The following is a 26,981-nucleotide window of genomic DNA, read 5'->3' as shown; positions in this document are numbered from 1 at the left end:
GGGTGGGGCCGTCTGCTGTGTCGGCTCACCGGACGGGGCTTCTTCCGCTGCGTCGGATCAGTCCTCGGGCGGGAGGGGGGTGCTGCGGAGCCGGCCTGAGGGGGCGTCGTCTTCGACGACCGGGTGAGGGGCGGTGTCCTCCAGGGCGCGGTCCTGCAGTGTGCGGGTCTGGGCGGTGGTGGACTCGGCGGGATCGGCGGCCTCCGGGCCGTGGTCGGGGTCGGGGTTGTGACCCGCTTCGGCCTGTTCGGCGGCTCCAGCTTTTGCAGGTCTGGTGCGGGGAGGTGCGGTTGGGATGTCGCTGAAGACCCGGACCGGTTGGGTGTCGGTGTCCCGGTCGCTGACCACGGGGGTGCGGGGGTGGACGAGGACGTCGGTCGGCTTGATCCGATCGCCCCAGCGCACCGGCCGCTTCTGCTCGTTGCTCGCCTCCGGGGCCGACTGCGGCTCGGCACTCGGCTCAGAGGTCGGCCCGGGCTCAGACGTTGGCCCAGCCTCAGAGGTCGGCACGGACTCAGGAATTGGCTCAAGTTCCGGGGATGGCTCGGGTTCTGGGGATGGCTCGGGTTCTGGGGCGGACGGGGCCGGTGCCGCGCCTCGTGACTCTTCATCGGCGGGCTCCTGAGCACGCTTGCGCAGGCCACGGCGGAGCTTCGGCGCCCGCGCGGGAGTGTCGGCGGCTTGCGGCTCTAGCCGATCGCCCGGCTCAGTGCGTCCGCCAGGCTCAGTGCGTCCGCCGGGTGCGGTGCGTTCAGCGGGCTCGGTGTGTTCGCCGGGTGCGGCGTATTCAGCGGGCTCGGTGTGTTCGCCGGGTGCGGCGTATTCAGCGGGCTCAGTGTGTTCACCGTGCTCAGTGCGTCCGCCCGGCTCAGCGCGTGTACCTGATTCGGTGCGTCCGCTGGGCTGGGCGCGTGCACCTGGCTCGGTGTGTCCGCCGGGCTCACTGTCCGGCGTCGCCACCCCGCGTCCGCCTGACTCCGTCCCTCCGTCCGAGTGGGTACGGTGGCCCGGTTCCGGCTCCAACTCCGGTTCCGGCTCTGGCTGCGGCTCTTGGAGCCTCTCCGGCTGGCGGGGCCACTCGGCAGTCGGTTCCGGGCTGCGTAGCGGCAGTTGTGCCGGTTCGGCGGCCGGATCCTGTCCGGGGGCGGCGGGCCAGTGGGCCACGCGGGCGGAGATGGGCGGGGTTTCCGGGGCGGGCGTGGGGCCGACGACCGGGGTGGTCTCCAGCACAGGGTGGTGCAGCGGCTTGGTCAGCGGTGGCGGGGTCTCGGCGGGGCGGTTCCGGTGGAAGGGCACGATGTCCTGCTCCGCCGTACCGTCGTCATCGTCGTCTGTGGACGTCCTGCGGGCCTGGACGTGCTTGATGAGCAGCAACCACAGCCAGAGGGCGATCGCCAGCATGACCCACGGGGCGATCGCCACCCCCACCGCGAGAGGCCGTACGTCGAGCTGGACCTGGAGCGCCGTCGCGGCGTTCGACGCGGCGGCGGCCACGATGAGCAGGACCAGCACGAGCGCCGCCTGGGCGCGTACCAGCAGGCGGGCCGAGCGCAGCAGAAGGACGCCGATCAGCGCGACGACCAGGAGCGCGTCGAAGCCGGCCGGATAGAGGAAGGCGAGGTCGGGTCGGGACTCGCCGCGGATGGCCAGCGCCCGCAGGTCGTCGAAGGAGAGCACGCAGGCGACTGCCGTCAGGCCGGCCACCGCGAGACCGGCGAGGGCGATGCCCAGGCGTCGGAGCGTAGAAGGGGGAGTCACGTCCATGGCGGTTCGAGCCTACAGAAGAATGGGGGTCAGGACCGATCAAGGGAGATACATGACCGAGCTCTCAGGGGACGTGCGCGAGCTGTTCGACGCGCCCAATTACGCGACGGTGACCAGCATCAATCCCGACGGCGGGCCTCAGTCGACGGTCGTGTGGGTGCGTACGGACGGTGACGACGTCCTCTTCTCCACCGCCAAGGGGCGGCGCAAGCCACGCAACTTCGAGCGCGACCCCCGCGCCAGCCTGCTCGTCATCGACCCGGCGAACCCCTACCGCTACGCCGAGGTCCGTGGTCGCGTGACCATGGAGGAGGACCCCGCGGGCGACCTCATCCAGGAGCTCTCGCTGAAGTACACCGGTAAGCCCTGGGAGGACAAGCCAGGAGTCGAGCGGCTGATTGTCCGCATAAGTCCAGAGAAGGTCATCATGCGTGCGTGATTAAAGGACCTGTGATGTTGCCTTAGGCGTTAGCCTTTCATTCGTGAGCCTGCACATCTACGACACCAGCGCACGCGCCATCCGCGAATTCGTTCCGGTCGAAGCCGGCCGGGCGTCGATCTACCTGTGTGGGGCGACCGTGCAGGCTCCCCCGCATGTCGGGCACATCCGCTCGGGCGTCAACTTCGACGTGCTGCGCCGCTGGCTGCTGCGTTCCGGATATGACGTGACGTTCTGCCGCAACGTCACGGACATCGACGACAAGATCATCCGGGTGGCCGCGGAGGAGTCCGTCCCCTGGTTCACGGTCGCCGAGCGCAACCAGCGCGCCTTCACTTGGGCGTACGACACTCTCGGCTGCCTGCCCCCGACCGTCGAGCCTCGCGCGACCGGGCACGTGCCCGAGATGATCGTCCTGATGCAGCGGCTCATCGACCGCGGCCACGCCTACGCGTCGGGCGGCGACGTCTACTTCGACGTCGTCTCCTACGAGGACCGCTACGGCACGCTGTCCAACCAGAAGCTGGCCAACATGCGCGCGGCGGCCGACACCGACGACGAGTCGTGCAAGCGCGACCCGCGCGACTTCGCCCTGTGGAAGGGCGCCAAGCCCGGCGAGCCGACCTGGCCGACCCCCTGGGGCCTCGGCCGCCCCGGCTGGCACCTGGAGTGCTCGGCGATGGCAACCAAATACCTCGGGCCGACGTTCGACATCCACGGCGGCGGCCTCGACCTGATCTTCCCGCACCACGAAAACGAGCTCGCCCAGTCCCAGGCGGCCGGAGACGGCTTCTCCCGCTACTGGATGCACAACGGCCTGGTCAAGATCGGCGCCGAGAAGATGAGCAAGTCGCTCGGCAACTCGCTGCTGATCCCGGAGATGGTGCAGAAAGTACGCCCGGTGGAGCTGCGCTACTACCTCGCGGCACCGCACTACCGCTCGTCGATCGACTACTCGGAGGAGGCGCTGCGGGAGGCCGCGGCCGCTTACCAGCGCATCGAGGGCTTCGTGACCCGAGCCGCCGAAGTCATCCACGACGTCGACGCCGACGCCCCACTGCCGCAGGCATTCAGCGACGCGCTCGACGACGACCTGGGCACCCCGCAGGCGCTCGCGGTCGTGCACGAAGTGGTCCGCGAGGGCAACGTGGCCCTGGCGAGGGGCGACAAGGAAGCGGTGGCGCGACTGCTGGCCGAGACCCAGAACATGCTCGACGTACTGGGCCTCGATCCGCGCTCGGCCCAGTGGCGCTCGGCGAAGTCCGACCTCAAGCCGGTGGTCGACGCCCTGGTGGCCGTGGCGCTGGAGCAGCGTAAGGCTGCTCGGGCGCGTAGGGACTATGAGGCGGCTGACGCGATCAGGGACCAGCTGACGGCGGCGGGGATCACAGTAGAGGACACGCCGCACGGGGCTCGCTGGGAGCTGTCCCATTAGCCCTGCTCCGTAGCCGACCGGCAGACGGTGGTGACTGGACGCCGGTTGCCGACGGCGGTGACCGGATGGCGGTCACCACCGGCTGTGGTGACCGGTCGGCGATGACCCACAGGTTGCGGTGACCACCGCCTGTGGTGGCTCCTCAGCCCGGTGTTGAGCTGGCCGTCTGGCTGGCCGTTATTGAGCGGGCCAACCCGGTCGGTCCGGCATCGAGCCTCGCAGCCCCGCGTTGAGCTTGCTGGTCGGCCAGCCGGACGGTGAGCTCGCTGCCGCGACCCTGACATTGAGCTTGCTGCCCGGCGACCCTGACGTTGAGCTCACTGCCTGGTGACCCTGGCTTCAGTTCGCACGGCCACGTTGGACTCGTGGCGTGTATTCACCTCAGAGCGCGGAGCCATTCACTGACAGAGCGACGTCGATGTTGCCGCGCGTGGCGTTGGAGTACGGGCACACCTGGTGTGCGGTTTGCACCAGGCCGGCGGCCTGCGCCGGGTCCTTGATTGAGGGCAGCGTAACGTCCAACTCGACCCCGAGCTTGAACGTGCCGTTGGCGTTCGGGATCAGCATGACCTTGGAGTCCACCGCCGCGTCTCCAGCCTTCAATCCCTCTCGTTGCCCAAGCATCGTCAGGACAGCTGAGAAGCAGGCGGCATAGCCGACCGCGAAGAGCTGCTCCGGGTTTGTCCCATCGCCATCGCCACCCAGTTCTTTCGGCTGGCGCAGGTTCACATCCAGCATCCCGTCGCTGGAACGCCCGTGTCCGTGTGCTCGGCCACCGGTCACCTGTGCCTGCGCGGTATAGAGCGGTTTCGTCATGTCGGAGTCCTTGTCGCCGTCTTCTTGAAAGTGAATCTTAGACTTCAAAAACTGGAAGTCAATGCTCTAGGATCCGATTGTGATCACTTCACTGGAGGGACTATGACGAGGCCCCAGGTCGGCTATCTGCTGCCGACGCGTGACTGGGTCGTTCTGGGCGATCGGGAGCCGTTCGCGCTGATCGAGCAGGCGCGACTGGCCGAGGATCTCGGGTTCGACTCCGTATGGGCCGGCGACAGCCCGGTGACCCGTCACCGCGCGGATGCGCTGATGCTCCTGTCCGCGGTGGCCGCCGTGACAGAACGGGTGACGCTCGGCACGGCCGTGCTCCTGCCTGCCTTGCGTCATCCGATCCTGCTGGCTCACCAACTCGCCACACTGGACCGGATCGCCGACGGGCGTCTCATCGCCGGGATGGGCGCCGGATTCCCACATCCGAACACCGAGGCACAGTTCGATGCGCTCGGCATCGCGTTCAAGCGCCGAGTCAGCCGTACCGAAGAGTCGATCGACGTGATGCGGCAACTGTGGGCTGGCGGGGCGGTGTCGTACCAGGGTGCGCATTTCGACTTCCGAGACGTGATGCTGGAACCGGAACCCGCGCAGGTCGGGGGACCGCCGATCTGGCTGGCGGGTAGCGGCGCGTCAGCGCTGCGACGCGTGGGACGACTGGCCGATGGGTGGCTGCCGTATCCGCCGACGAGTGAGACGTACGCCCAGGAATGGGGTGTGGTCCAGGAGACCGCACGCCTGCGCGGTCCTGCGTCCGGCGAGGCGTCGTATGTGGGGGGCCGTGGGTCTGGGGAGGCGGCACGTCTGGGTGGTGGTGGGTCTGGGGAGGCGGCACGTCTGGGTGGTCATGGATCTGGCGAGGCGGTACGCCTGGGCGGTCCTGCGCCTGTGTCTGGCGGGGCGGTAGCTCTCGGCGCTCGCGCGGCGGGGGACGCGTCGCTCCTGAGCAGCTCTGTTCCCGGTGAGGTGGGATCCATGGTGGAGCCTGCCGTTGGCGAGGGGGAAGTTTCGGCGGGGCCTGCTGCGGGTGAGATGGACTCTCTGGTGGGGACTGCCGTGGGTGAGGCGGACTCCCTAGTGGGGCCTGCCATGGGTGAGGCGGGCTCCCTCGTGGGGCCTGCTGCGGGCGAGGGAGTGCGCGTGATTACGCCGGCGCTGTACGCGACGGTCTGTCTCGACGATGACCCCGAGCGGGCGCGAGACCGTCTGCGGACCAGTATTGAGCGCTACTACAACGCGCCGCTCGAGTTCATCGAGACCATTCAGGCAACCTTCGCCGGATCCGCGGCCGATGCGGTCGATTGGTTGAACGCGTACACCTCGGCTGGGATGCGGCACGTGGTGATCCGGTTCGCCGTCGATGACCATCGCGCGGCGTTGGAGGAGTTCGCCGACCGGGTGTTGCCGCGGCTTCGCGCGGAGGTTCGTCCATGACCACCTTTGTTCTGGTTTCCGGTGCTTGGCATGGTCCCTGGGCGTGGGATGGCGTCGTTCCCTTGGTCGAACGTGCAGGAGCGCGGACCGTCGTTCCTGACCTCGCGTATGGCCGGGACGTGGGTCTGCACGACCATGTGGCACAGGTCGTCGCCGCACTCGACGCTGACGAAGCCGTGGCCGGGACTCAAGCTGAGGCCGGCGCCGAGACTGAGGCTGGTTCCGGGGGTGGTGCGGAGACCGGCGCAGGTGCCGACGCCGAGGGGCGTCGCGTGGTCGATGTCGGCTCCGGCGGCGGTGTTGTGCTGGTGGGGCACAGTTATGGGGGCTTGGTGATACGGCAGGTAGCCGACCTCCGTCCCGAGCGCGTTGACCATGTGATCACGGTGGAGGGCTGGGTCGGAGGGGATGGGGACAGCATGTTCAGCCTCGCTCCCGAAGGGTTCGTGGAGTTCGTTCGGGCTTCGGCGGATGGCTGGCAGGTGCCCGCTCCCGCGCCGGCGCTCTTCGGCATCACCGATCCGGCCGACGCCGCGTGGCTTCAGGAGCGGTTGCGTCCGCAGCCGCTGCGTACCTTCACCGAAGGCGCTCGCCTGACCGGCGCCGTCGATCAGGTCCCTGGGACAGGGGTCTACTGTCGGCCGCAGACTTTTGCCTTCGACAGGTTCGCCGAGGCGGTCGGGTATCGAACCGTCGCGCTGGACGGGCCGCATGATGTGCTGCTCACCGATCCGGGTGCTGTGGCTGCCGTACTTCTGAGGGCTGGTGCCGGTGATTTCGTAGTGTGAGTGGTCGCCCTGATCCACGACGTACTCGACCGCGCCGCCCGCCCTTGAGCACCGTCATATGCCGTAGGGCATTTGAGCCACCCCACCCGCACGGTGGCGCGGGCCGAGGCCGATGTGACAGGCCGGTCCTTCGACCCCGTCAAGACGTGCTTCGAGAGCTGATCAGCCGACGACCACGTCCAGGAAGATCGGCTTCTTGGACGACAGCAGTTGAGTCCCGGTCTCGTCGGTCATCTTCCAGTAGATCTTGCATCTGCCGGGGGAGCCCGATGCGCGGACGCGTACCGCGATGTCGACGGGCTCGCCCGGCTGGACCACGCGGATCTCGACCCGTTTGGGGGCGCGGCACGGGGTGTCGTTCAGCCGGGTGAGATAGCGTCCCCGCCACGGGATGGTGCCGGTGTTCCTGATCCGCCAGATCTTCGTGAACTCCGTCCCCGTCTTCACCACCGTGCCGTCCGGATGGGTGACGTCCTGCTCGAAGGCGGAATCGTCGTAGGGGGAGGCGGCCCGAGCCGGGGTGGCCGACGCGGTGGGCGCGTCCTTTCCGGAGAGCGGGGCGAGCCAGGCGAAGAGGGCGGCACCGGCGGTCGCGATCACGGCGATCACGGCCGGTCTCCTGGCAAGGAGAGGCCGGGCTCGGCGTTCGAGGTGCTCCGCTGTACGGACCTCTGTACCGATGTGCCCGGCATAGGTCTGGTCGTGACCCGTACGGTCCTCGGTGGTCTCGCTACGTGCGGCGCTCGCGGCGCGCTCCCAGTGGGCTCGCCACTCGCGCCTGGCCTCCGCGGCGTCCTGCTTCAGCCGGTCGACGGCGAGCACCCGGACGAACTCCCACGTAGTCTCCCAGGTCGGGAGCACCTGCCCCCGGGCGGCGGCCGCCAGCGAGGACTTCGAGGCCGCCGCGCCCATACGGGTCGACATCTCCGCGTAGGACGGGTCGCCCGCCTCTGCCTTGAGCTCCCACAGCCGATACGCGAGGGCCGCCACCGGGCCCGCGGCCGGGTCCAGCCGGACCGGTTTTCGCCCAGGTCGCGCTCCCATGCCCGTCCGCAGCGGGCCAGGCTCGTCCCCCTGCGAGCCTGATGTCCCCGGTAATTCCGGCATCTTCACCTGCCCTGTCCGGCGCCGTCGTCCGGCCGTGCCGACGATTCCGACATGTCCTGTGACACCTGAGAGCAAATGAGATTACCTGAATTGTCCAAATAAGTCCGGAATTCTGCGGTCTACTCGGGCGCCGTGGTCACTCACCCGCGCATGCCCGGAAGCCGTACTCCGCCGCGAAGGATCGCAGCGCCTTCTCGTTCTCGTCCGGTTCCAAGGACTGGTTCACCGCCTTCTTCGCTTCGCCCTCCCTGCCCGCGCGCATCGCCGTCTCCGCGGTTCCGCTGAGTTCGCGCAGGCTCGCGGCCAGTGCCCTGGCGGGCACGAAGAACCCCTCCCGCACCCGCGGGACGTCGTCACCGGGCGGCGCGATCGCTTCTATAGCCGCGATGGTGCCGGTCATCGACTCCGACGCGCGGCGCAGTTCGTCCACCTCCTCGCGCAGGTTCGCAGGTGGCTCCTCGTGGAGATCCGACTGTTGGGACGCTTGCTCACACACCGCGTCTACGGCGGCGATGTATTGGCTCTTGACGTCGTCGTACGGTGCCTCCTCCGCCACCGAGACCGTCGACCACAGCACGAAGGCCAAGGCCGGTACGACCCCGACGACGATCATGTGCCACGCACGGACATGCCTTCTCTCACGCGATCTCATCCGCCGCTCACTCCTTCGGAAGAAACGCCCTTGACGCTCTCGCGAGCGCCAAGGGCCGAAGTCCGGCCGAGCTACGTCCCCGTCCCAGCCCGGGATCAACACCGGATCCGACGTTCCTGCGACCGCTTGTACAGGGTGGCCACTTCGCTGCCACGCAGGAGGGAGTAGAGATGCACCTTCGTCTGGTTCCGGTAGAGCTGGCTACCGCCCGAACACTTCCACGAAGGTGTCGTCGTCACGGTGAACGCCGCCCTTCCCTTCTTCACCTCCGAGGTGGCCTTCGTCCGCCAGAAACCGAGCCCCCGATACTGCTGGAGGCTCGTCTTGACCACGGCCCGGCGGCCCCACTCGCCCTTCTCGCAGTGGACCTGCCTGCTGGTCGTGATGTAAGCGCCGGTCTTGTACGGGGTCTTTATCCGCTGCCAGCCTTTGCATCGGTCGTGGTAGCTGATCCCCAGGTAGGACTTGGCCGACCAGCCAGGCGCCAGGACGGCCGAGCTGTTCGAGACAGCGGTGACCCCCTGCCCCGCCTGCGCCGACGCTGACGACCCCGCCATAAGCCCGGCCGTCAGCCCGATGACGAGAGCCGCTCCTGTAATCCCTTTTCGTCCGATCATCGGATCTCCTTTCAAAGAAATCCTCTGCACTTTCCGACTCGGGAGTCTCCGATCAACCGCGCACAGCGATTCAGCGGAATATCAGCACGCCTGTCAATGGCGCCGATAACGAATCCCGGCACTGGGAACGGCACCACTCTGACCGCCGCTGCCCGGCTCCGGCAAGCGATCTGCCCTGTAAAGTCGTCCGAACATTGTCCAGAGCCATCAGGACAATCAAATTAGCAGGTCAGGAACCTATGTCAGGGATTCAACGCACCAGTGTAATCCTTCCCGGCTTCGCACGATCGGCCCTCACGTCGCGCCTGCTTTGAGCGTTGCAGCAATTGCGGCATTCAGCAATTCGGGGTCGACGTAATGCTCGGGAAAGAATCGGGCGGATATGGACATGGCCAGGTGTTTCGCTAATCCGAACGGAGCGGGTCGACGGGGGGTGGGGGCCGTCTCCCGACCGCCGCCGCCAAGGCCGAGGCCGCCCGGCTCCGCGAGCAGATCACCGAGCTGTGGGAACAGCTGAGGATGCGTTGTCCCGGTTGCACATCACCCGCGAGACGGATCTGGAGATGGCCGGCGATCTGGCCGGGGCTACCTCTGAGTACGCAGTTCAGAAACAGGAAGCCCGAAGCTTAGAATGTTGAAGTGGATCAGCGATCGTACAACCAGTTCTGTGCCACTGCCCGCACCTTGGACATCGTGGGCGAGCGGTGGACGCTGCTGCTCGTGCGCGAGCTGCTGACCGGGCCGAAGCGGTTCGGGGATCTGCAGCACAGCCTTCGCGGGCTGGGCACCGGGCTGCTGGCGGCTCGGATGAAGCATCTCGAGCGTGAAGGGCTCGTACGCAAGATCGTGCTGCCTGCGCCGGCGCGTACCCCTGCTTATGCCCTGACCGAAGCCGGTGAGGAGCTGGGGCCCGCGGTGCTGGCTCTGGCGCGGTGGGGCATGAAGTGGGCGATGGGGGAGCGCAAGGAAGGGGAGGCGTTCCAGGCTGGGTGGGCGGTGCTGGCGTTGCGGGTCGGCTTCGAGCCGGAGGCGGCGGTGGGGTTGCGGGCGGTGTACGAGTTCCGGGTTTCCGATGAGGTCTTTCACGCTCGGGTCGACGACGGGACGATCGAAACGATGCATGGGCCGGCTCAGCGGCCGGATGTCGTTATTGAGATGGATGACGATGTTCTGGTGGATATGGGGGCTGGGCGGGGGACGCTTGGTGATGCGATCAAGAGGGGGGCTGCCAGGGCTTTTGGGGATCTAGAGGCTTTGGGGAGGTTGCACGGGTTGTTCCGGTTCCCTCGGCCGGAGGCTCGGATGGGTGGGCAGGGGGCGTCGTAGCTCGTCGCTCTTCAGAGCCGATCCACTCCGACGACGGCTCGTCGCTCTTCAGAGCCGGTCCACTTCGACGACGGCTTCGGCGAACGGCTGCGGGGCCTCCTGCGGCACGTTGTGGCCGATTCCCCGCAGGGTCCGGTGTACGTACTTGCCGGTGAAGTGCTTGCGGTAGGAGGCGCCTTCACCTGCGGGGGTGAAGGGGTCGCGTTCGCCGTCGAGGGTGACCGTGGGCAGGGAGATGGCGGGAGCCGCGGCCAGCCGCTTCTCGATGCCGTCGTACCTCGGGTCGCCCGCGGCCAGGCTCAGCCGCCAGCGGTAGTTGTGGATCACGATGGGCACCCAGTCCGGGTTCGTGAAGGACGCCGCCGTGCGCTCGAACGTGGCATCGTCGAACTTCCAGGTCGGGGAGACGTTCTCCCAGATGAGCCTGGCGAAATCGTGCCGGTATCGCTCCAGGCCGAGTCGGCCCCTCTCGGTGGCGAAGTAGTACTGGTACCACCAGGCCAGTTCGGCCCGCGGCGGCAGGGGATCCTTTTGTGCCTCGCGGTTGGTGATCAGGTAGCCGCTCACGGAGACCAGGGCCTTGCAGCGCTCGGGCCAGAGGGCGGCGATGATGTCGGCCGTACGCGATCCCCAGTCGAACCCGGCCAGGATCGCCTTCTTGATCTTGAGGGCGTCCATCAGGGCGATGATGTCGAGGGCGATCACCGACTGCTGAGCGTTACGGAATGTCCGGTCTGAGAGGAAGCGGGTCGTGCCGTGGCCCCGGAGGTAAGGGACGATCACTCGATAGCCCTCCTTTGCCAGCAGGGGTGTCACCTCGACAAAGCTCTGGATGTCGTACGGGAACCCGTGCAGCAGGATGACCGCGGGACCGGCGGCGGGACCGGCCTCGGCGTACCCGATGTTCAGGACGCCGGCCTTGATCTGCTTCAGCGGGCCGAAGGGCGTCTTCCATCTGTCGGGCACGACCGCCGAGGCCGAGGCGGCGGGGAGGTTGGGCAGGGAAGCCGCGGCCGTTCCCGCGAGGAGCAGCTTGGAGAACGTTCGCCTATCCATATATTTCGCCTTTCGGGAAACAATATGAACATGTGTATGTACATAGAGTAACTGGACGGGCTGGAAGGGGGCGCATCGGTATCGCCGTCCTCCATCGCCGTCCTCTATCGGCGTCGCGAGAGAACCACCTGCTCCTCTCGATCCGAGGGCGGGCAGGCCGTACTCGTAGCAGAGTGTGATCTTGAGTGAGGCGTGAGGTGGGTGGTGGCCCGAGTACGCTTAATGCCATGGCAGCTGGCGGTAGGGCATCGGGCAGGCCCGCGAAGAAGAAGGGCCCGTCCAAGGGCACCGGTGGGCAGGGACGCCGCGGGCTCGAGGGCAGGGGCTCCACCCCGCCTGCCGAGATGCGTCACTGGTACAAGGACAAGGCCCGTTCCGAGCGGATCGCCCGCGAGGAGCAAGGCGGACGCCGGCCCGGCCCGGCCCGGCAGCGACGTTCCGACGACGCGCCCGAATACATCGGCGGGCGAAACCCGGTGCTCGAGGCCCTGGTCGCCGGGGTGCCGGCCACCGCGCTGTATGTCGCGCAGCGCATCGAGAGCGACGACCGCGTACGCGACTCGATCAAGGCCGCGACGGAGCGGGGCATCGCGCTGCTCGAATCGACACGCGACAAGCTTGACCGGCTCACCGAAGGCGCCGTTCACCAGGGAATCGTGCTGCAGATCCCGGCCTATGACTATGCGCACCCCTCTGAGCTGGTCGAATTGGCGCAGGATGCCGCGGAAGTTCCGTTGGTCGTGGCCCTCGACAGTGTCACCGATCCCCGCAACCTGGGCGCCATCGCGCGTTCGGCGACCGCTTTCGGCGCGCACGGGCTGCTGATCCCGTCGCGGCGTTCCGCCGGAGTGACGGGCGGGGCGTGGAAGACCTCCGCGGGCACGCTGGCCAACCTCCGCGTGGCACGGGCGTCCAACCTCACGGCGGCGCTGCGTGAATATCGGGACGCCGGCCTGTTCGTGATCGGACTCGATGGCGAGGGCAGCGCGGACATCGGCGACGTCGACCTGCTGAGCGAGCCACTGGTGGTCGTGGTGGGCTCCGAGGGCAAGGGGCTGTCGCGGTTGGTGCGGGAGCAGTGCGATGTTGTGGCACGGATTCCTATGCGAGCGGCTGCGGAGTCGTTGAACGCTGGGGTTGCGGCTGGGGTGGCGTTGTACGAGGTGGCTCGTCATCGGGGTCGCTGACCGTCTACACTGATAGGCCGCGCCGACGTAGCTCAATCGGCAGAGCATCTGTCTTGTAAACAGAAGGTCAGGGGTTCGATTCCCCTCGTCGGCTCTGCAATCGAAAGGCCCCTGAACAGGCATTACGCCGTCAGGGGCCTTCTGCTTTCCGATCTTCAACCGGTGTCTTCGGTGTCGTTGGGAGCCACCTTGGGAGCCACCGGGGTCTGTTTCCCCAGGAGAGCGCTGGAAATGGCTTCGGTCGCGGCGCGGCGGTCGCCCTCCAGCAGGTGTCCGTAGATGTCCTTGGTGATCGCGATGCTGGCGTGGCCGAGGACTTCGGAGACGACGTGGAGCGGGGTTCCCTGCGCCAGCATGAGCGACGCGCCGGAGTGGCGGAGCTCGTGCGGGTGCCAGTGGCCGAAACCTGCTTTCTGGGCCAGCCGGGAGAACAAGTGCGAGAAGGTGTCCGGGTCGGACGGGTTGCCGAAAGCCGTCGGGAAGATCAGGCCGTGCTCCGTCCAGTTCTCTCGAAGACCACTTCGTCGGCCTGCGGCCACCAGACCTGGTGGTAGGTGGCGGCGGCTATCTGCTTGATCTCGGCGCGGGGCAGGGTGCCGCGGATGGCCATGTGCAGGTGCGGCGCGAGCCGCTTCTGAGGCTCCACAGAGGCGAAGTACTGCACGTCATAGCCTGCGACCCGGCGTAGGTTCTGGACGAAGCGATCAACCAGCTTGGAGAAGTGCAGCGCGTCCCGAGCGGCCCGCCGATAGTCGTAGGTTTCCGGATCGATCGGTACGCCGTCGCGGACCTTGCCGTAGCTGGGCAGGGTGAGTGTGACGAACAGGGACGGCCGGTAGATCCTGCCGTCCGCGCCCTGGAAGGTGCGTCCAAGGGTGGTGTTGGTCATCGTGCGCTTGGGCAGGTCCGGTGCGTCCTGCCGCCGCCTGGTCGAGCGGGAACGCTTGCCGGTTGTCCGGCCAAGTACGTTGCCCCGCATCCCGGCCGCGTTGATCTCCTCGTCGAGGCCGGTGATGATCGCGTCCAAGTCGGTGGTGTCGTCGCCGGCCTTTTCGGCGGCGTCGTGTTGGGCTTGTATGTCGGCGCGGAACTCGATGAGCCAGCGCTGTTCCTCGTTGGCCTCGTCGGGCGTGATGGCGGGTTCGGTGTCGAGGTGCCAGCCCTCGCGGCACTGGGCCATGCGCAGTTGCCGGTTGCGCTTGGCGCACGGCGGGCACTTGCTGTCGAGAGTGGAGCCGTCCCGAACAACGTCCTGTGCCACCAGGTGAACGTCGCCCTGCGTTTCGGCGACGCGGGCACCGCCATCGACTACGCCCGCCAGGTCGCGCTCGACAAGCTGCCGATCAACGAACGCAAGGCCACGCTCCTGCTCGACACCTCTCGCGCGTTCCTGATGTGCAGCCAGCACGACAAGGCGTTGCACATCCTGCGCGCCGCAGGCGAGTTGGCCCCCGGGGAAATCTCCGGCCGCCCCGCGGCCCTCCGGTTGGTACGTGACATCCTGGCTACCGCCCCGATCAGCGTCCGCCGTGAAGCCCGCGAGTACACGGCATCCCTGGCAGTCAGCGCGTGACCCAACCCGGCAAGGTCCTCTACATCATCGTGTGCGCCGCCGGCCCCGCCCCTGACGTCGGCCGCCTGGTCGCCCTGGCCCAAGGCGAAGACTGGACCGTTCAGATCATCGCCACCCCGCCCGCGCTCGACTTCATCGACGCCCCCGAGTTGGAGAAGCAGACCGGCCGTCCCGTTCTCAGCCAGTACCGAAAGCCGAACGAACCCAGATCTCCCCGCGCTGACGCGATCATCGTCGCCCCGGCGACGTACAACACGATCAACAAATTCGCCTCAGGCATCGCCGACACCTACGCGCTCGGCCTGCTCTCCGAGGCTCCCGGACCCGGCATTCCCGTCGTCATCCTGCCGTTCGTCAACACCGCCCTAGCCTCACGGGAACCCTTCCAACGCAGTGTTGACCGGCTCAGAGCTGAAGGAGTCCGAGTCCTACTCGGCCCAGCTCAGTTCGAGCCACACCCGCCCAGCTCCGGTGGCGAACGCATCGCCAGCTACCCCTGGGCTTTGGCGCTGGAAAACTTGCCGAATTGATCTCATAGGTATCAAGCGGCGGCGCGGCGCGCCGCCGTACCCCCCGGCCCTCCGCCCGCCCGCCGTCCGGGTGTGCGGCCTGGGGGCCGGTCCCGGACGGCGGCGGGACACCGGGCCGGGCACCGCACGTCTGCCGCGCCGTACTGACCGAACGCTCTGGCCGGGGTTGCCGCGCCGCCGCACAGATGCAGCCCTACGATCGCCACTGCATGGCTGGACGCCGTACATGCCTGGGGGCGATCGATGATCCGGGACTTCGTTCCTCAGCCCCGGCTCACGGAGCATCGTGGTAACCGTGATCAGTAAGCCCGACCAAAGATGACACGCTTGCCATATGCGGATGCTTCACCGCAATGCACGCACCATCCGGTCTCCGGAGTACCGTCGAGCGGAATACAGCGCGGAGTTGCTGCGACCTTGGCCTTGATGTCGTCCTCACAGGCGGGTCTGCCGCAGTGCAAGACCAACGCCCATCCCGATGCCACCGCCTTCGTGAAGGCGTCCCAGGTGTCCACTCTCATGGTGTGACTGTCGCGGTATTCGGTAGCCCGCTGAAGAAGGAAGGCTTGGAACTCCTCCAGTACGCCAGGAATGAGCTCCGGTGCAGAAGACAGCGAGATGCTTTGTTTGCCTTCGTCGCCCAGCCTCTTGGCCATCACTACAGTGCCAGCCTCAAGATCACGCGGACCGAGTTCCAGCCGGATAGGAGCACCGCGCAGCTCCCAGTCATTGAACCGGAAACCAGGTGAAAGCTGTGCGCGATCATCGACATGGGTACGTATACCGGCCGCCTTAAGTCGCCCTGCAAGCTCCAGCGCCGCGGCCGAGGTCTGCGCGCCCTGATCGCCACGTCCAATCGGCACGATGACAACTTGATAGGGGGCAAGTCTGGGTGGGAGGACCAGGCCCTTGTCGTCGCCGTGGGTCATGATGACGCCGCCGATCATTCTCGTCGACATGCCCCATGAGGTGGTGTGACACAGTTCGAGACGACCGGCTTCGGAGGTGTACTGGATGTCGAAGGCTTTGGCGAAATTCGTGCCCATGTAGTGGGAGGTTCCAGCTTGGAGCGCCTTACCGTCCCTCATCATGCCCTCGATGGTGAAGGTACGGACTGCGCCGGCGAACCGCTCCCCAGGTGTCTTCTCGCCAGGCACTACCGGGATCGCCGCGATGTCTCGCGCAACCTCCGTGTAGAGATCGAGCGCCAGCATCGTCTCGCGCATGGCGTCCGCCTCGTCGGCGTGTGCTGTGTGACCCTCTTGCCAGAGGAATTCCGTCGTGCGCAGGAACATGCGGGGCCGCAATTCCCAGCGCACGACGTTGGCCCACTGATTCAGTAGGAGCGGAAGGTCTCGATGGGATGAGACCCACTTGGCCATCATCTCGCCGATGATTGTCTCTGAGGTGGGCCGAACGACCAGCGGCTCTTCGAGCTCCTTACCGCCGGCGTGAGTGACAACGGCGAGCTCAGGCGAGAATCCCTCGACGTGATCGGCCTCTCGCCGAAGGTAGCTCTCTGGGATCAGTAGAGGGAAGTAAGCATTCTCATGACCGGTGTCCTTGATCCGGCGATCAAGTTCCTCTTGGATGAGCTCCCACAGGCGGTAGCCGTACGGTCGGATGACCATGGTGCCCTTGGCGGGTCCCCTGTCAACGAGCTGCGCCTTGGCAACCAGCTCGTTGTACCAGGCCGAGAAGTCCTCATTCTGAGGAGTCACACCACGTTCATCACGTCCCATGCACGGAGAATATCGCTCATGGCATGTCCTCGTGGCCCGTCGAGGACGGCCTCGCGACAGTGCACTACGGGGACGAGAGCAGATGGCAGTCATAGGTTCTGTGACGCCCAATACATCAACCTGGCCTCATGCCTGCTCATGAGTGCACACGGGCGATCTCGGCCGGGACGGCGGCCCCGGTTTAGGAGCCACGTGGGGAGCCACCCGAACGGACGATCATGAACTGAGCCGTACGAGCCTGAACGGCGAGGCGACCTCCTACTGGCCCAGCGAACGGACCTGGACGACCCTGAAGATCGTTTGGGGACCTTGTAAACAGAAGGTCAGGGGTTCGATTCTCCTCGTCGGCTCTACAAGAGGAAGCCCCTGAACAGGCGATACGCCGTCAGGGGCTTTCTGTTTGTCAGGACATGTCGAGATCTTGCTAACACCCTTGCTAACACGGTGGCTCCCGGGTGGCTCCCAATCAGCCGTTGACGGCGTTGGCGAAGACGTCGGCAGTCGTCGCTGCCTGTTCGTGGATGACGTGGGCGTAGACGCGGAGGGTGATGGCCGGGTCGGCGTGGCCGAGGCGGGCTTCGACGACGTGGACGGGGACGCCCGCCAGGAGCAGCGTGGTGGCGTGGATGTGTCGAAGATCGTGAAGGCGGGCGTGGGGGCGAGGCGTTCAGAAAGCGCTGCAGGTCGTCAGACGTGGCGCTTTCCCGGATCACGCGCATGTACATCAGTCGCGTGTCAGTAAGTAACCACCAGTCTGCTACCGGGCCTCCTGACGGTTGCTCGGACCGACTCCCACCCGGCAAGTGAGGACGAGCTTACGAACCACAAGACTCACCGTTACGTCACGGCTTCACTCCTGTTCTGCTGGGCGCACGGAAGATCGAGCCTAGAGAATGCGCTTCCAGTAAGTGGAGAGGAATTTCCGGGCGATCTCCCGGTCCAACTTCAGGCTCGCGTGCTGGTCATGCCAGAGGCCCGTGAAGCCTCGTTGAAGGTCGTACGCGAATGTCCCCTGCTTGAGATTGAGCTCGACGGTCTTGTTGGGGAAGGCGCCGAGCCACCCAGGCTTTCCGGCCAGATCCGCTTCGTTCCAGCGTGGCCCCAGGACGGGCCCGAGCGCCGCTACTGTTCTCTGTCTGTCGGGGGTCAATAGCGGTCGGTCGTTTACGACCGACATGTTTCCCTTGATGATGACGTTGTAGAGCATTTGGACGGTCTCGTCGAGAGTGGTTCGCGACCACCCATTACCGACGCTCGTACGTCCGCCGCTACCGCCTTTCATGCCGTCGGTTATCTTCATCGTACGGCCCTTGGCCATGTCGAACTCGCGGCCGAACTGGCCAACCCGTTTCTGGAAGAAGAAGGGATTCCTTCCGTCCTCGGCGAACTTTGCGAGTGCGAAGATGGCGTTCGCAGGAGTGGTGATCATAACAATCCCGGTGGCCCATTTGACGTCATGCCACCGCTTGGCCGGGCTCTGCTTCCATTCTCTGCCCCTCAGGCTCGCATAGGGTGGGGCAGGCCAGGACCGAGCGGCGATACCCGCGCCGGTGCTGAGTGCGGCCATGCCGAAGCCCATCTCAGCGGCGTGCTTCCAATCCCAGCCGGCGCCGCTCGCCCATCCCGTGGTTGCCAGCACTGTTGAGCCCACTGCACCGCCGACCATGATCCGGGAGAATGCCCGCTCCCATGTGGCCGACTCCATGGCCTCGGCCAGGCCCGTGAGCGCGGGTCCGCCTCGGCGTAGCCATGCGGGCAGCGCGCCGTGCGCACCGGCCATCAACCCGCCGGCGAGCGCTCCGTGCAACATATCCCGAACCAGCTTCCCGACATTGATGGTGCCGGTGGCGAACAGCTGGTCGATCGCGCTCAGTCCGCCGGAGTACATCGCGCCCAATGCTGCCTGACGGATGATCAGCAAAGTGATCCGCAGTACTTGGCCCTCGGTTCGGAGCAGCTTTTTCACCACGACGTCGAGGAGGGGGCCGAGCCGGGGGGCCAGTAGCTTTGCAATGAGCATCAGTGCCACCACGAACGCCGCAGATGCCAGGAATCGCCGTCTGGCCTCCATGATCGCGTCGTAGCCGATCTGGCCGCTGTCGGCGAGATGCGCGCACCGCCGATGCAGGTCAGCCAGCTGCCCATTCTCGCCGTGCACCACCCTCGTGGTACGTCCGAACACAGCCGTGGCCAGCCCGGACCCGGCCCCGGTCACCCGCCCGGCCTGCCCGGCGACCTGCTCATGGACGTCAGCGACCACACGTCCCACCGTCGTCGCGGCATCCCGCAGCCGCGCCACACCGTCGAGATCACCATCCGGCCACGCGGACCCGACTCCTACAGATTCGAGGAACCAGATCGCCTGGCTCACGAGGTCAGGCGCTGGTGTGGTCGTCGGCAGACCGCTCGGGCTCAGCTCGGGTTTGTAGATATCCGGATCCGTCAGCCATCCCGGGTACTCCTGCGCGTACGGGATCTCGGTGGTCGCCTCCCCGGCCTCGGCGTACCCGCCCCCGGCAATCATCCTGGCGTTCAAGTCCTCGGTTGCGGCATACCTGCACCCGGCGACGACCATCCCGGCCGCCATCGCGCGTAGCAGGTTCACCGCTCCGACCAGGTCTTTCAGCAGGTCGTCACGTAGTCGGGCGAACCCCGGCATGCCTGCCTCGGGATCGCCCTCGAACAGCGCCCGGCCTAGATCGTCCTGGCCGAAGGGGCGCTCATCCACCGCCCGGCAGAACTCGTCCACGCCCTCGGCCAGATCATCAGCGGCCTTCCGGACGCCTTTCCCCGCGCTGAGCCAGCTCTCCGGGTCGAATATCAGTACCCCCGCATGGGCCAGATCGTCGGCGGCGATGTTCCTCATCTCCATGATCTACAGCAACGGCTCGCAATCACTAATGGAGCATCTACGCCGACGGATGGCGGGGCCGCCTTCACTGTCAACCGACAAGGCTCGATGCAGTGGTGGTTGATGCGCGTTCGGCAACGTTGCACCCCCGCCGATGGCGAGCGCCTTGGGGACCAGACGAAGCCGCGACTTACATTGCCCCTGCTGAACAAAGAGCTCGTTCGACCAAAAGCCGATGGGTTTGCAGTTCCATCCTTCGAATGGGCATGTCTGGCCGGTATCGATGCGCTCAGAGTAGGTGGGGTAAGTGTGGACGAAGGCTCAGCCGCCTGCGGCCGTCTCCCGGGTGGGGCTGGCGCGTGGGCCGGAGCGCCAACTCCCGTGACCGCGGCTACGGAGAATCCTGTACCCACAAGAACTGTGCGGAGGCGCATATTCAGCATCCTCCTTTCAATAAGGCAGAAATGCGAGGCAAGCGATCCCCATATCGGATGTCGATGTCGTCGCCCGGGACGAATGCCACATAAATGCACCATTTATACAGCCGGTAGGATCACGAGTCAATGCCCACTGGTCCGGTCGCTACTTGACCGTAGTCCTCACCCATGTGACCGCCCCGACTGCCGGAAGTGCGGCTACACCGCCGACCTCGCGAGGCGACGAGGCCGCATGCGCCGGGTGCCGGCGTGGCGGTGTGGAGACGGTTCCCCAGCTTGCCCGCGTTCTTGCCGGGCTGCTGCTGCGTCTGAGCATCGCCGAGGGATGTGCGCTGGGCGAGGGGCCCTGCGGGTCCAGCGCGGACGTCACCCGCCGGTTCACGACGGGGGCGTACTAAATCCCATCCGGGGGTTCTGGGTGTCGCCGAGTACGTCGTCGTGGCGGACGCAGAGGAACCGCACTGTGTCATCACTCGCGTTCAGGTGTACTGAGCGGGTGGAACCCTGCCCGATCTTGCTAACGGATTTGCCAGCAACGGCTCTGGATGATCGTGGACAGCCATGGAGATCCCGGAGCCGAGGACCTTCCACGCAGGCGCCGAAGTCAGGTCCGGACGACCGTGGACGAGCTGGACCCCTCTTGTAACAGAAGGTCAGGGGTTCGATTCCCCTCGTCGGCTCTGCAACCGGAAGGCCCGAACAGGCATTACGCCGTCAGGGGTCTTCCGCTTTTCGATCTTCAACCGGTGTCTTCGGCGTCTTTGGGAGCCACCGGTGACTGTTTCCCCAGGTGAGCGCTGGATATGGCTTCGGTTGCGGCGCGCCGGTCGCCTTCCAGCAGGTGTCCGTAGATGTCCTTGGTGATCGCGATGCTCGCATGGCCGAGGACTTCGGAAACGACGTAAAGCGGGGTGCCTTGAGCCAGCATGAGCGAGGCGCCGGAGTGGCGCAGCTCGTGTGGATGCCAGTGGCCGAGGTCCGCCTTCTTGGTCAGCCGGGAGAACAGGTGCGAGAAGGTGTCGGGGTCGGACGGGTTGCCGAAAGCTGTTGGGAAGATCAGGCCGTGCTCCGTCCAGTTCTCGCCGGCCTTAAGGCGCTCCTGGTTGTGGGCGGCCTTCGGGAGTCAGGCAGAGAGGACGCGGAGTGACCGCCTGGTCTTGAGTTCGCTGATCACGATGCGGGTCTTGGCAGTGGCGTTCGGGTCACGGTTCTTGAGGCGCTTGACGGAGTGGGTGACTCGGAGGGTACGGGCGTCCAGGTCGAAGGCGTTCCACATGAGCCCGAGTGCCTCGCCACGACGCAGGCCGAAGACGAGGGCCAGGAGGACGAGCACGCCCATGCGGTGATCGGCGACAGCGTCGAGGAGCCTTTTGCCCTCCTCCACCGTGAGTGTCCGCCTTACTCGACGGGCACGCGCGGGCTCGCTTCCCCATCGGGCGGGGCGACGGCGGACGGGATAATCAGGCGGGCGGTACGCCCGGTGCGGGGGACGAGGTTCCGCTCCCAGACCGTGTCATGAGAAGCTGCGCTGATGATCCGAACTGGGAGGTAGGAGTCGATGGTGCGCAGGAAGTCGCAGCAGGATCCGCCGCCGAGCGACGCTGGGACTGCAGAGCACATGCGGAACCTGGCCGAGCTTTTCGTTGAGCACACGCGCGAGGACGGATACTCCTTCGACTGGGACCCGGCGTTCATCCATCATCTCGACAACTACTGCACCGAGTTCGCCGCCTCGAAGCCGCCTCCTGAGGTCATCCACAGCGTGATCATGGGTGCAGGGGCGTACCTGGGCGAGGTGATCGTCCGAAACAGCGACTGGACATGGGTGTACTGCACGGCCGAGAACGCCGCCGCCGTGGAGAGCCCTGAGCAGCTTCGAGGCTATCCGCACAACAAGGTCGCCAAGCGGATCCACAACGGGACCGCGCATGACCTTGAGGCGTTCTTGAAGTACGCCATGACAGGAGAGACGCCACGCGGGACCACCGCCCGCGTCATCAAGCCTTCATGGTGGCAACGGTTGAGGTCGAGAGCCTGATCGTCGTGCCATTGACGTGCCATTAAGGGCGGTGACGAGAGGGCAACCACGGTCACTTACGACCGGCCTCAGCCGCAGCTCAGCAGCTCTACGAGCCAAGATCCCTGCAATTCCCAAGCTGACAGCCCCGCTTGTGCGCGACCATGGGATGGTGAGAGCGCGAGTACGTGGGTTTCGCTGGGTCGATCTTGAGGCGGGACGGAGAATCGATGATCCGGCTCATGCCTGCGAACTCCTGGAAATGTATGTCGGTCCTCAGGGTGAGCTAGGCGAGGAACGCTTCCAACTCACCCTCTGCACCCCATCGGCCCTCACGGAGCAACTTAGACATCACCCCTTTCTCATTGGTCGGCACTGGCTCTTCGTTGCCGAACTCCATCCCGACAAGGTGACCTTGTGGCTGAGCGATCGGATTGCCGTACTGGAGGCCCTCACATGGGGTGAGCTGGCGGAGAAGATCGGCCGGATCGGAGAGTGGGAGTTCGAGGACTGCACACGCTGAGGCATGGCGATCCAGCACAGTGATGGGAGCCACCTTGGGAGCCACCCAGCCGAACGATTATGAACTCTGGCGAACTGCTGCGGATGGGGTGACATCCAGCGACCAGGTCGGCGAACGTGTCCGGACAGTCCTGAAGATCGTTGGGGGACCTTTGAACAGAAGGTCGGGGGTTCGATTCCCCTCATCGGCTCTGCAACCGGAAGGCCTGAACAGGCATTACGCCGTCAGGGGCTTTCTGTTTGTCAGGTCAATATCGAGATCTTGCTAATACCCTTGCTCACACGGTGGCTCCCAATCAGCCGTTGACGGCTTTGGCGAAGACGCCTTCGGTGCGCGGGCTTGTCACCGCGCGTCTTCGGAGTCCTCCGCGGCCCCGCCCGTAGTGAGGGCGTCGCCGAGTTCCGAACGCAGATACAGGACTGAGCGGCCGTGGCGTGCGCCGGTGAGCAGGCCGGCGGCGCGCAGAGCTCGCAGGTGCTGGTTGACGGCCGAGGTGGTGACGCCGAGGCGGCCGGCGAGCTCTGTCGACGACGCCGGCGTCTCCAGCGCCGTGAGCAGGCCCGCGCGCGTCGCGCCGAGTAGTTCGGTGAGCGCCGCGGGGGAACGGCGGGACTCCGCCTGCCAGAGTGTTCCGGCGCCGCGCGTGCCGTACATGATCAGGGGTGGCTCTTCCGGTGAGATCGGGGCGGTCACGCCCCTGCTGAAGAGCGTCGGCACCAGGGTGAGCCCTTCTCCGCCGGTGGACCGGCGGTAGCCGGTGTTGCTGACCAGGCGAACGCGTACAACGCCCTCGTCCAGGTGGACCCGCTCGTTGAGGTCGGCGAACATCGCCGCCAGACCGTGCGCGGAGATGACCTGTCCGCGGTAGATGATGTCGGCCTGCAGGACCGTCCGCATCCGCGGCCACCACGGCGCGAAGCAGGTGCGCCAGTACGTCCGCAGTGCCTCAGTGATGCGCGCGCGAACGGTTGCCGGGTCGCCCCGCAACGGTGCGGGCAGCCGCCCCGGGTGGAGGACGCGCAGGTCGTCGAGCATGCGTTCGAGGGGCACGTGTGCGACGGCGGCGAGTTCGTCGTCGATGCGGGTGAGGGGAGCGTGCGGTCGGGGTGTCAGATAGTCGGGCGACCACAGCGCGTCGTTCGTGAGGGCGTACAGCAGCGGTAGATCGAGCCTGGATCGAACGTGCTCCGTGCGCCGCAGCCAGGGCAGGTGCACGGGATAGCGTCCGGGGTCCCGGAATGTGCGCAGTGACAGTGTGAGCTCGTTGATCGGTGAGGCGGCGAAGCGCACGTCGGCGACGTCCATCCCCGCGAGCTCGTACGCGATGAGCCCACCGCTCCGGACCTCGACCATGTAGCCATACGCTACATCATTGGTTTCCACGCCCCCGGTGCGAGAGAAACGGGGCGTGATCCGAACCTTCTTCCCCGAGGACCGTGTCGGCCGCTCGCTGACTCTCAGCACGATGGCGTTCGCACTGTCCAGCGGCGTCTTCTACACCGTCAGCACGCTGTACTTCACGCTTGTCATCGGGCTCGGTGCGACGACAGTGGGCTTGGGGCTGGGCATCGCGGGCGGCGCCGGCGTGCTGGCCTCGTACGTGTCAGGGTGGCTCGCCGACCGGGTCGGCGCGCATCGCGTCCAGACGGTGGCGACGGCCCTCAACGGCCTGGCGATGCTCGCTTACACGCTCGCTTCGGACGCCGTCGCGTTCACCCTGGTCGCCTGCCTGGCCGCGCTGATGCGCTCGGCGAGTGGCACGTCGAAGCAGGCGATGCTGGCACGGTGGTACACCGGCCCGGAACGGGTGGTGGTCCGGGCCCGGATGCGCGTGGTCACGAACGTCTTCATCGGCCTGGGCACCCTGGCCGCCGCCGCGGCGCTCCTGACGGGCACCGCCGTGGCGTACCAGGTCGCGATGATCGCCTCCGGCGTCCTGCTGCTGGTGGCCACGGTGCCACTGGCACGGCTCGGATCCCGGGTGCCGGAGTTCCCGGCCAGGATGGTCGTCTCGGCGGAAGGCCAGGCGGGCGACACCCCAGCGAAGGGACCGTCACCGCTCAAGGACCGCACGTATGTGGCGAGCGTGGCGTGCAACGCCGTCGTGGCCATGCAGTTCGGCCTGCTGAACGTCGGCGTCCCTCTCTGGGTCGCCTCCACCGGCGCCCCCACCGCCATCGTGTCCGTGCTGCTCGTCCTCAACACGGTGGTCGTGGCCGTACTCCAGGTGCGTGTCTCGCGTGGCGTCCACGACGTGCGTCGCGCCGGGATCGCCGTCCGGCGCGCGTCGTGGCTGCTTGCGCTCGCATGCGTGCTGTACGCGCTGGCGGGGTACGGAAACGTGATCACCGCCTGTGTCCTGCTTCTCCTGGCGGGCCTCGCCCACGCCTTTGGCGAGATCTTGGGCGAGGCGGGCGGCTGGGGCATGGCCTTCGAACTGGCCGACCAGCGCAACGCCGGTGCCTACCAGGGCCTCAGCCAGACCGGCTACGCGATCGCTGCCATGGTCTCACCGGTGCTCGTCACCGCCACCGCCATCGAACATGGAACCGTGGGCTGGTTCGCGCTGGCCGCCCTGTTCGTCGCCGGCGGCACCGGCGCTGCGGCGGTCGCCCGAAGGCATCGCCCCAGAGCTACGTCCGTCCCGGGCGCCCCAATACCGGCTGGTACGAGCGCGAAGGCGCGCTGAGACGGGATGCTGGAATCATCCGGCGGGAGTTGAACGCTAGGACGCTCTACCGCAGTAGACGCGTAGACCTGATCTTGCTCGTAGCACCGGTTCCAGCAGTGGATATCGGCACCATGGCAGTAATGAGCTGTTGAAATGATCTCCAACGTTCAATTTCGGCCGGATGGTCCCAACACCCCTGGATGGCGGCTGCGAGTCAACCCGTCTGCGGGATTGCGGCGGCTCAGGGTTTGTTGGCGGCTGCGTACACGATCTTGATGGGTCCGCCGAGGTTGTTCCCGTTGCACATGAATACGCTTGCTAGCGGGAGACTTCTGCCGACGGTGTGAAGTGCGCGCCTTGCCCTGGCGCCGTCTGGAGCAGTGCCCATCGAACCCACCGCGGGCGCGAGCATCGCTCGATCAAGGTTAGGTGGGACGGCGTGCGGCGCCGGTTGTCTCGCGGATGATGAGCTGGTTGATGGTGCTCTCAGCGACCTCGGGCACGGGCTCGCCCCGGACGGCGGCGATGAGCCGCAGCATGGCGTCACATCCCTGTTTCTCGCGATCGACCGCGACTGTGGAGAGCGCCGGCGTGGCGAAGCGCCCCATCTCCTCGTCGTCCCAGCCGAAAACGCTGAGGTCCTGGGGTACCGTCCAGCCTCGCGACAACGCTGCCCGCACCGCGCCCATGGCCAGGAGGTCGTTGGCCGCCACTACCGCGGTGACGCCCGAGTCGGCCGGCAGGCTCGTGATCGCGTCATATCCGAACGGACCGGTCACCTTCCGCCCTGCTCGCGGCGGTCGACGCGGTCCAGGGCCTCGCCGTCTGCGAACTCGATTCCGGCCGCGCGAACGACAACCAGTCTCACAAATGAGGACTTTCAGCCCGCTGCACCCCGACGCAGATGTCTACCTGTGATGACCTCACTGGGGGTGAAGCCGATCTTCCGGTACGCGGATCCGTGGCGGCTATATGGGTCTAGGGAGAGATCCCAAGTGCCTTCATGAGGGTGCGGTTAAGGGTCTTTCGGAGAAAGCCCGGCGGAGCGTCGGGCGTTGGCTGATCATGGTGCAGAGGAGGTTTCGTGCGACGAGTGATCGCGTGCCTGTGCTTGGTGCTGCTCGTGTGCTCCTCCTGTGGCGGGGTTCATCGCGGGTCCCAGGTGGCCTCGTCTGACGGGTTTGAGCAGCGTGCTCGGGAGGTGGCGGAGCGCTGGCAGGGTTCGGCCGACGATCGTGCCTGGCGTGAAGGGTTCGTCGCGCTGGAAGTGCTGAACCCGCACGGATGGGCCCGTGTGGGTCGAATCCCGGCCTGGGTGAACAGAAGCTCGCACAACGGCGCCTGGCGGCTGGCCGCCAAGCTGCCCGCCGACTCCCCGGCTCGCGGGGACGTGCGATGGCCGGACGGCAAGGTCTCGCAGGTGCCGCTCATCACGGCGGCGCGCGCGTACGCGGAGTTCAGCAAGGCGGCGGGCCTCATCGAGGAGGAGTGCCCGGCCAAGGGATGCCGCGTGCTCCGGGTGACCGGCGCCAGACTGGGCAGGGTCCCGCTCGCGACCAGCCGCGGCACGGTCCAGGTGCCTGCCTGGCTGTTCACCGTCGAGGGAGTCGAGCAGAAGAAGGTCCACGTGGCGGTCGACCCCTCGGCCGTCACCGACCGTCCCGAACGGATGCAGGGAGGCACCGAAGAGGTGATGGCGTTCGACCTCCTCGCCGGCAAGCCTGACGAACTGCTGCTCCGCTACGGGTACGGCGCCTGCGACACCGTTCACGGGGCGCGCGCTTACGAGACCGACCAGCTCGTGGTGGTCGATATGGACGAGGAGAACTCCAGCTCTGGCGAGCCTTGCCCGGCGATTCTCAAGACGGCGACGACCACTGTCACGCTCGCCCGACCGCTCGGCGACCGCCTCGTACTTGACTCCGGTACGGGGGTGCCGGTGCTGCGGGGACTGAACAGGCGCTGACGGCCCGGTGCCCCGAGGCGCTGCCGAGAGCAGCAGCC

26 protein-coding genes, 1 tRNA gene and 2 pseudogenes are annotated in these 26,981 nt (G+C 66.6%); 14 read left to right on the top strand and 15 right to left on the bottom strand.

The window, feature by feature from the left end; translation table 11 throughout:
- Positions 1 to 57: 57 nt before the first annotated feature.
- A complete protein-coding gene (locus tag LDL49_RS25890) occupies positions 58 to 1,764 on the bottom strand; it encodes a DUF2637 domain-containing protein (RefSeq protein ID WP_225294223.1) in 1,707 nt (568 codons plus the stop codon).
- Positions 1,765 to 1,816: 52 nt separating this feature from the next.
- Here LDL49_RS25890 and LDL49_RS25885 point away from each other — a divergent pair, with 52 nt between their 5' ends.
- Together LDL49_RS25885 and cysS are read left to right on the top strand one after the other, a co-directional pair.
- Entirely contained in the window at positions 1,817 to 2,203 is a 387-nt protein-coding gene (locus LDL49_RS25885; RefSeq protein ID WP_225294221.1) for a PPOX class F420-dependent oxidoreductase, read from the top strand.
- Between the two features lie 43 nt (positions 2,204 to 2,246).
- Positions 2,247 to 3,638 carry a cysteine--tRNA ligase gene (gene cysS, locus LDL49_RS25880; protein WP_225294219.1) on the top strand — a complete coding sequence of 464 codons (1,392 nt, stop codon included), beginning with the start codon at positions 2,247 to 2,249 and terminating at the stop codon, positions 3,636 to 3,638.
- A gap of 381 nt (positions 3,639 to 4,019) precedes the next feature.
- Here the strand turns inward: cysS and LDL49_RS25875 are convergent, their stop codons facing one another.
- Entirely contained in the window at positions 4,020 to 4,454 is a 435-nt protein-coding gene (locus tag LDL49_RS25875) for an organic hydroperoxide resistance protein (protein WP_225294217.1), read from the bottom strand.
- A 102-nt stretch (positions 4,455 to 4,556) separates the two neighbouring features.
- Here LDL49_RS25875 and LDL49_RS25870 point away from each other — a divergent pair, with 102 nt between their 5' ends.
- Positions 4,557 to 5,900 carry an LLM class flavin-dependent oxidoreductase gene (locus LDL49_RS25870; RefSeq protein ID WP_225294215.1) on the top strand — a complete coding sequence of 448 codons (1,344 nt, stop codon included), beginning with the start codon at positions 4,557 to 4,559 and terminating at the stop codon, positions 5,898 to 5,900.
- On the top strand, positions 5,897 to 6,688 hold the full coding sequence (locus LDL49_RS25865) for an alpha/beta fold hydrolase (RefSeq protein WP_225294212.1): 792 nt from the start codon (positions 5,897 to 5,899) through the stop codon (positions 6,686 to 6,688). The genes LDL49_RS25870 and LDL49_RS25865 overlap by 4 nt, the downstream gene beginning before the upstream one ends.
- Positions 6,689 to 6,850: 162 nt before the next feature.
- On the opposite strand, the gene LDL49_RS25860 is transcribed toward LDL49_RS25865, so the two are convergent.
- From LDL49_RS25860 to LDL49_RS25850, 3 genes are all read right to left on the bottom strand, one after another.
- Positions 6,851 to 7,732, bottom strand: coding sequence for an NBR1-Ig-like domain-containing protein (locus tag LDL49_RS25860; protein WP_225294211.1), 882 nt, complete (start codon positions 7,730 to 7,732; stop codon positions 6,851 to 6,853).
- Between the two features lie 199 nt (positions 7,733 to 7,931).
- Positions 7,932 to 8,447: a hypothetical protein gene (locus LDL49_RS25855; RefSeq protein ID WP_225294209.1), complete on the bottom strand. Its 516-nt coding sequence runs from the start codon at positions 8,445 to 8,447 to the stop codon at positions 7,932 to 7,934.
- 95 nt (positions 8,448 to 8,542) lie between these two features.
- On the bottom strand, positions 8,543 to 9,064 hold the full coding sequence (locus LDL49_RS25850; RefSeq protein ID WP_225294207.1) for a hypothetical protein: 522 nt from the start codon (positions 9,062 to 9,064) through the stop codon (positions 8,543 to 8,545).
- A gap of 639 nt (positions 9,065 to 9,703) precedes the next feature.
- Between LDL49_RS25850 and LDL49_RS25845 the strand changes: the two genes are divergently transcribed.
- Positions 9,704 to 10,390 carry a winged helix-turn-helix transcriptional regulator gene (locus LDL49_RS25845; protein WP_225294205.1) on the top strand — a complete coding sequence of 229 codons (687 nt, stop codon included), beginning with the start codon at positions 9,704 to 9,706 and terminating at the stop codon, positions 10,388 to 10,390.
- A 48-nt stretch (positions 10,391 to 10,438) separates the two neighbouring features.
- Here LDL49_RS25845 and LDL49_RS25840 read toward each other — a convergent pair whose 3' ends face one another.
- Entirely contained in the window at positions 10,439 to 11,446 is a 1,008-nt protein-coding gene (locus LDL49_RS25840; protein ID WP_225294204.1) for an alpha/beta fold hydrolase, read from the bottom strand.
- A 227-nt stretch (positions 11,447 to 11,673) separates the two neighbouring features.
- On the opposite strand from LDL49_RS25840, the gene rlmB reads away from it, so the two are divergent.
- Positions 11,674 to 12,633, top strand: a complete 960-nt coding sequence (rlmB, locus tag LDL49_RS25835; protein ID WP_225294202.1) for a 23S rRNA (guanosine(2251)-2'-O)-methyltransferase RlmB — start codon at positions 11,674 to 11,676, stop codon at positions 12,631 to 12,633.
- Positions 12,634 to 12,654: 21 nt separating this feature from the next.
- A tRNA-Thr gene (locus LDL49_RS25830) sits at positions 12,655 to 12,727 on the top strand.
- 61 nt (positions 12,728 to 12,788) lie between these two features.
- Here LDL49_RS25830 and LDL49_RS25825 read toward each other — a convergent pair.
- Positions 12,789 to 13,172 carry a tyrosine-type recombinase/integrase gene (locus LDL49_RS25825; protein WP_225294200.1) on the bottom strand — a complete coding sequence of 128 codons (384 nt, stop codon included), beginning with the start codon at positions 13,170 to 13,172 and terminating at the stop codon, positions 12,789 to 12,791.
- On the bottom strand, positions 13,118 to 13,894 hold the full coding sequence (locus tag LDL49_RS25820; RefSeq protein ID WP_372470428.1) for a replication initiator: 777 nt from the start codon (positions 13,892 to 13,894) through the stop codon (positions 13,118 to 13,120). The genes LDL49_RS25825 and LDL49_RS25820 overlap by 55 nt, the downstream gene beginning before the upstream one ends.
- 3 nt (positions 13,895 to 13,897) lie before the next feature.
- On the opposite strand from LDL49_RS25820, the gene LDL49_RS25815 reads away from it, so the two are divergent.
- Together LDL49_RS25815 and LDL49_RS25810 are read left to right on the top strand one after the other, a co-directional pair.
- Positions 13,898 to 14,206, top strand: a complete 309-nt coding sequence (locus tag LDL49_RS25815) for a hypothetical protein (RefSeq protein ID WP_225294644.1) — start codon at positions 13,898 to 13,900, stop codon at positions 14,204 to 14,206.
- The gene (locus LDL49_RS25810) at positions 14,203 to 14,736 is read left to right on the top strand and encodes a flavoprotein (protein ID WP_225294198.1); all 534 of its coding nucleotides are present in this window, start codon (positions 14,203 to 14,205) and stop codon (positions 14,734 to 14,736) included. Before LDL49_RS25815 ends, LDL49_RS25810 begins: the two co-directional genes overlap by 4 nt.
- Before the next feature lie 299 nt (positions 14,737 to 15,035).
- Here the strand turns inward: LDL49_RS25810 and proS are convergent, their stop codons facing one another.
- From proS to LDL49_RS25795, 3 genes and pseudogenes are all read right to left on the bottom strand, one after another.
- The gene (gene proS / locus LDL49_RS25805; protein WP_225294196.1) at positions 15,036 to 16,478 is read right to left on the bottom strand and encodes a proline--tRNA ligase; all 1,443 of its coding nucleotides are present in this window, start codon (positions 16,476 to 16,478) and stop codon (positions 15,036 to 15,038) included.
- A gap of 466 nt (positions 16,479 to 16,944) precedes the next feature.
- A pseudogene (locus tag LDL49_RS25800) lies at positions 16,945 to 17,121 on the bottom strand (tyrosine-type recombinase/integrase); the annotation flags it as partial.
- Between the two features lie 243 nt (positions 17,122 to 17,364).
- Complete coding sequence (locus tag LDL49_RS25795) at positions 17,365 to 19,344, bottom strand: sugar transferase (protein WP_225294194.1); 1,980 nt, start codon at positions 19,342 to 19,344, stop codon at positions 17,365 to 17,367.
- A 679-nt stretch (positions 19,345 to 20,023) separates the two neighbouring features.
- Between LDL49_RS25795 and LDL49_RS25790 the strand changes: the two genes are divergently transcribed.
- Positions 20,024 to 20,164 (top strand): hypothetical protein, encoded by a 141-nt coding sequence (locus LDL49_RS25790; protein WP_225294192.1) that lies wholly within the window; start codon positions 20,024 to 20,026, stop codon positions 20,162 to 20,164.
- A 341-nt stretch (positions 20,165 to 20,505) separates the two neighbouring features.
- Here the strand turns inward: LDL49_RS25790 and LDL49_RS59285 are convergent.
- Positions 20,506 to 20,835: pseudogene (locus tag LDL49_RS59285) on the bottom strand (tyrosine-type recombinase/integrase); the annotation flags it as partial.
- A gap of 54 nt (positions 20,836 to 20,889) precedes the next feature.
- On the bottom strand, positions 20,890 to 21,150 hold the full coding sequence (locus LDL49_RS59280) for a site-specific integrase (protein WP_372470427.1): 261 nt from the start codon (positions 21,148 to 21,150) through the stop codon (positions 20,890 to 20,892).
- 234 nt (positions 21,151 to 21,384) lie between these two features.
- On the opposite strand from LDL49_RS59280, the gene LDL49_RS25780 reads away from it, so the two are divergent.
- The gene (locus tag LDL49_RS25780) at positions 21,385 to 21,804 is read left to right on the top strand and encodes a hypothetical protein (protein ID WP_225294190.1); all 420 of its coding nucleotides are present in this window, start codon (positions 21,385 to 21,387) and stop codon (positions 21,802 to 21,804) included.
- Positions 21,805 to 21,952: 148 nt separating this feature from the next.
- Positions 21,953 to 22,306: an Imm8 family immunity protein gene (locus LDL49_RS25775; protein WP_225294614.1), complete on the top strand. Its 354-nt coding sequence runs from the start codon at positions 21,953 to 21,955 to the stop codon at positions 22,304 to 22,306.
- A 342-nt stretch (positions 22,307 to 22,648) separates the two neighbouring features.
- On the opposite strand, the gene LDL49_RS25770 is transcribed toward LDL49_RS25775, so the two are convergent.
- Positions 22,649 to 23,659, bottom strand: a complete 1,011-nt coding sequence (locus LDL49_RS25770) for an ArsR/SmtB family transcription factor (RefSeq protein WP_225294189.1) — start codon at positions 23,657 to 23,659, stop codon at positions 22,649 to 22,651.
- A gap of 55 nt (positions 23,660 to 23,714) precedes the next feature.
- Between LDL49_RS25770 and LDL49_RS25765 the strand changes: the two genes are divergently transcribed.
- Positions 23,715 to 24,995, top strand: coding sequence for an MFS transporter (locus LDL49_RS25765; protein WP_225294187.1), 1,281 nt, complete (start codon positions 23,715 to 23,717; stop codon positions 24,993 to 24,995).
- 407 nt (positions 24,996 to 25,402) lie between these two features.
- Here the strand turns inward: LDL49_RS25765 and LDL49_RS25760 are convergent, their stop codons facing one another.
- A complete protein-coding gene (locus LDL49_RS25760) occupies positions 25,403 to 25,849 on the bottom strand; it encodes a substrate-binding domain-containing protein (RefSeq protein ID WP_372470435.1) in 447 nt (148 codons plus the stop codon).
- Between the two features lie 212 nt (positions 25,850 to 26,061).
- Here LDL49_RS25760 and LDL49_RS25755 point away from each other — a divergent pair, with 212 nt between their 5' ends.
- Positions 26,062 to 26,943 carry a hypothetical protein gene (locus LDL49_RS25755; protein WP_225294183.1) on the top strand — a complete coding sequence of 294 codons (882 nt, stop codon included), beginning with the start codon at positions 26,062 to 26,064 and terminating at the stop codon, positions 26,941 to 26,943.
- Positions 26,944 to 26,981: the final 38 nt, after the last annotated feature.

It is taken from the genome of Nonomuraea aurantiaca (genome assembly GCF_020215705.1).
GTDB lineage: Bacteria > Actinomycetota > Actinomycetes > Streptosporangiales > Streptosporangiaceae > Nonomuraea > Nonomuraea aurantiaca.
Note: the sequence above shows the minus strand (reverse complement) of the source record. Positions and strands in the feature narration are given on the sequence as shown.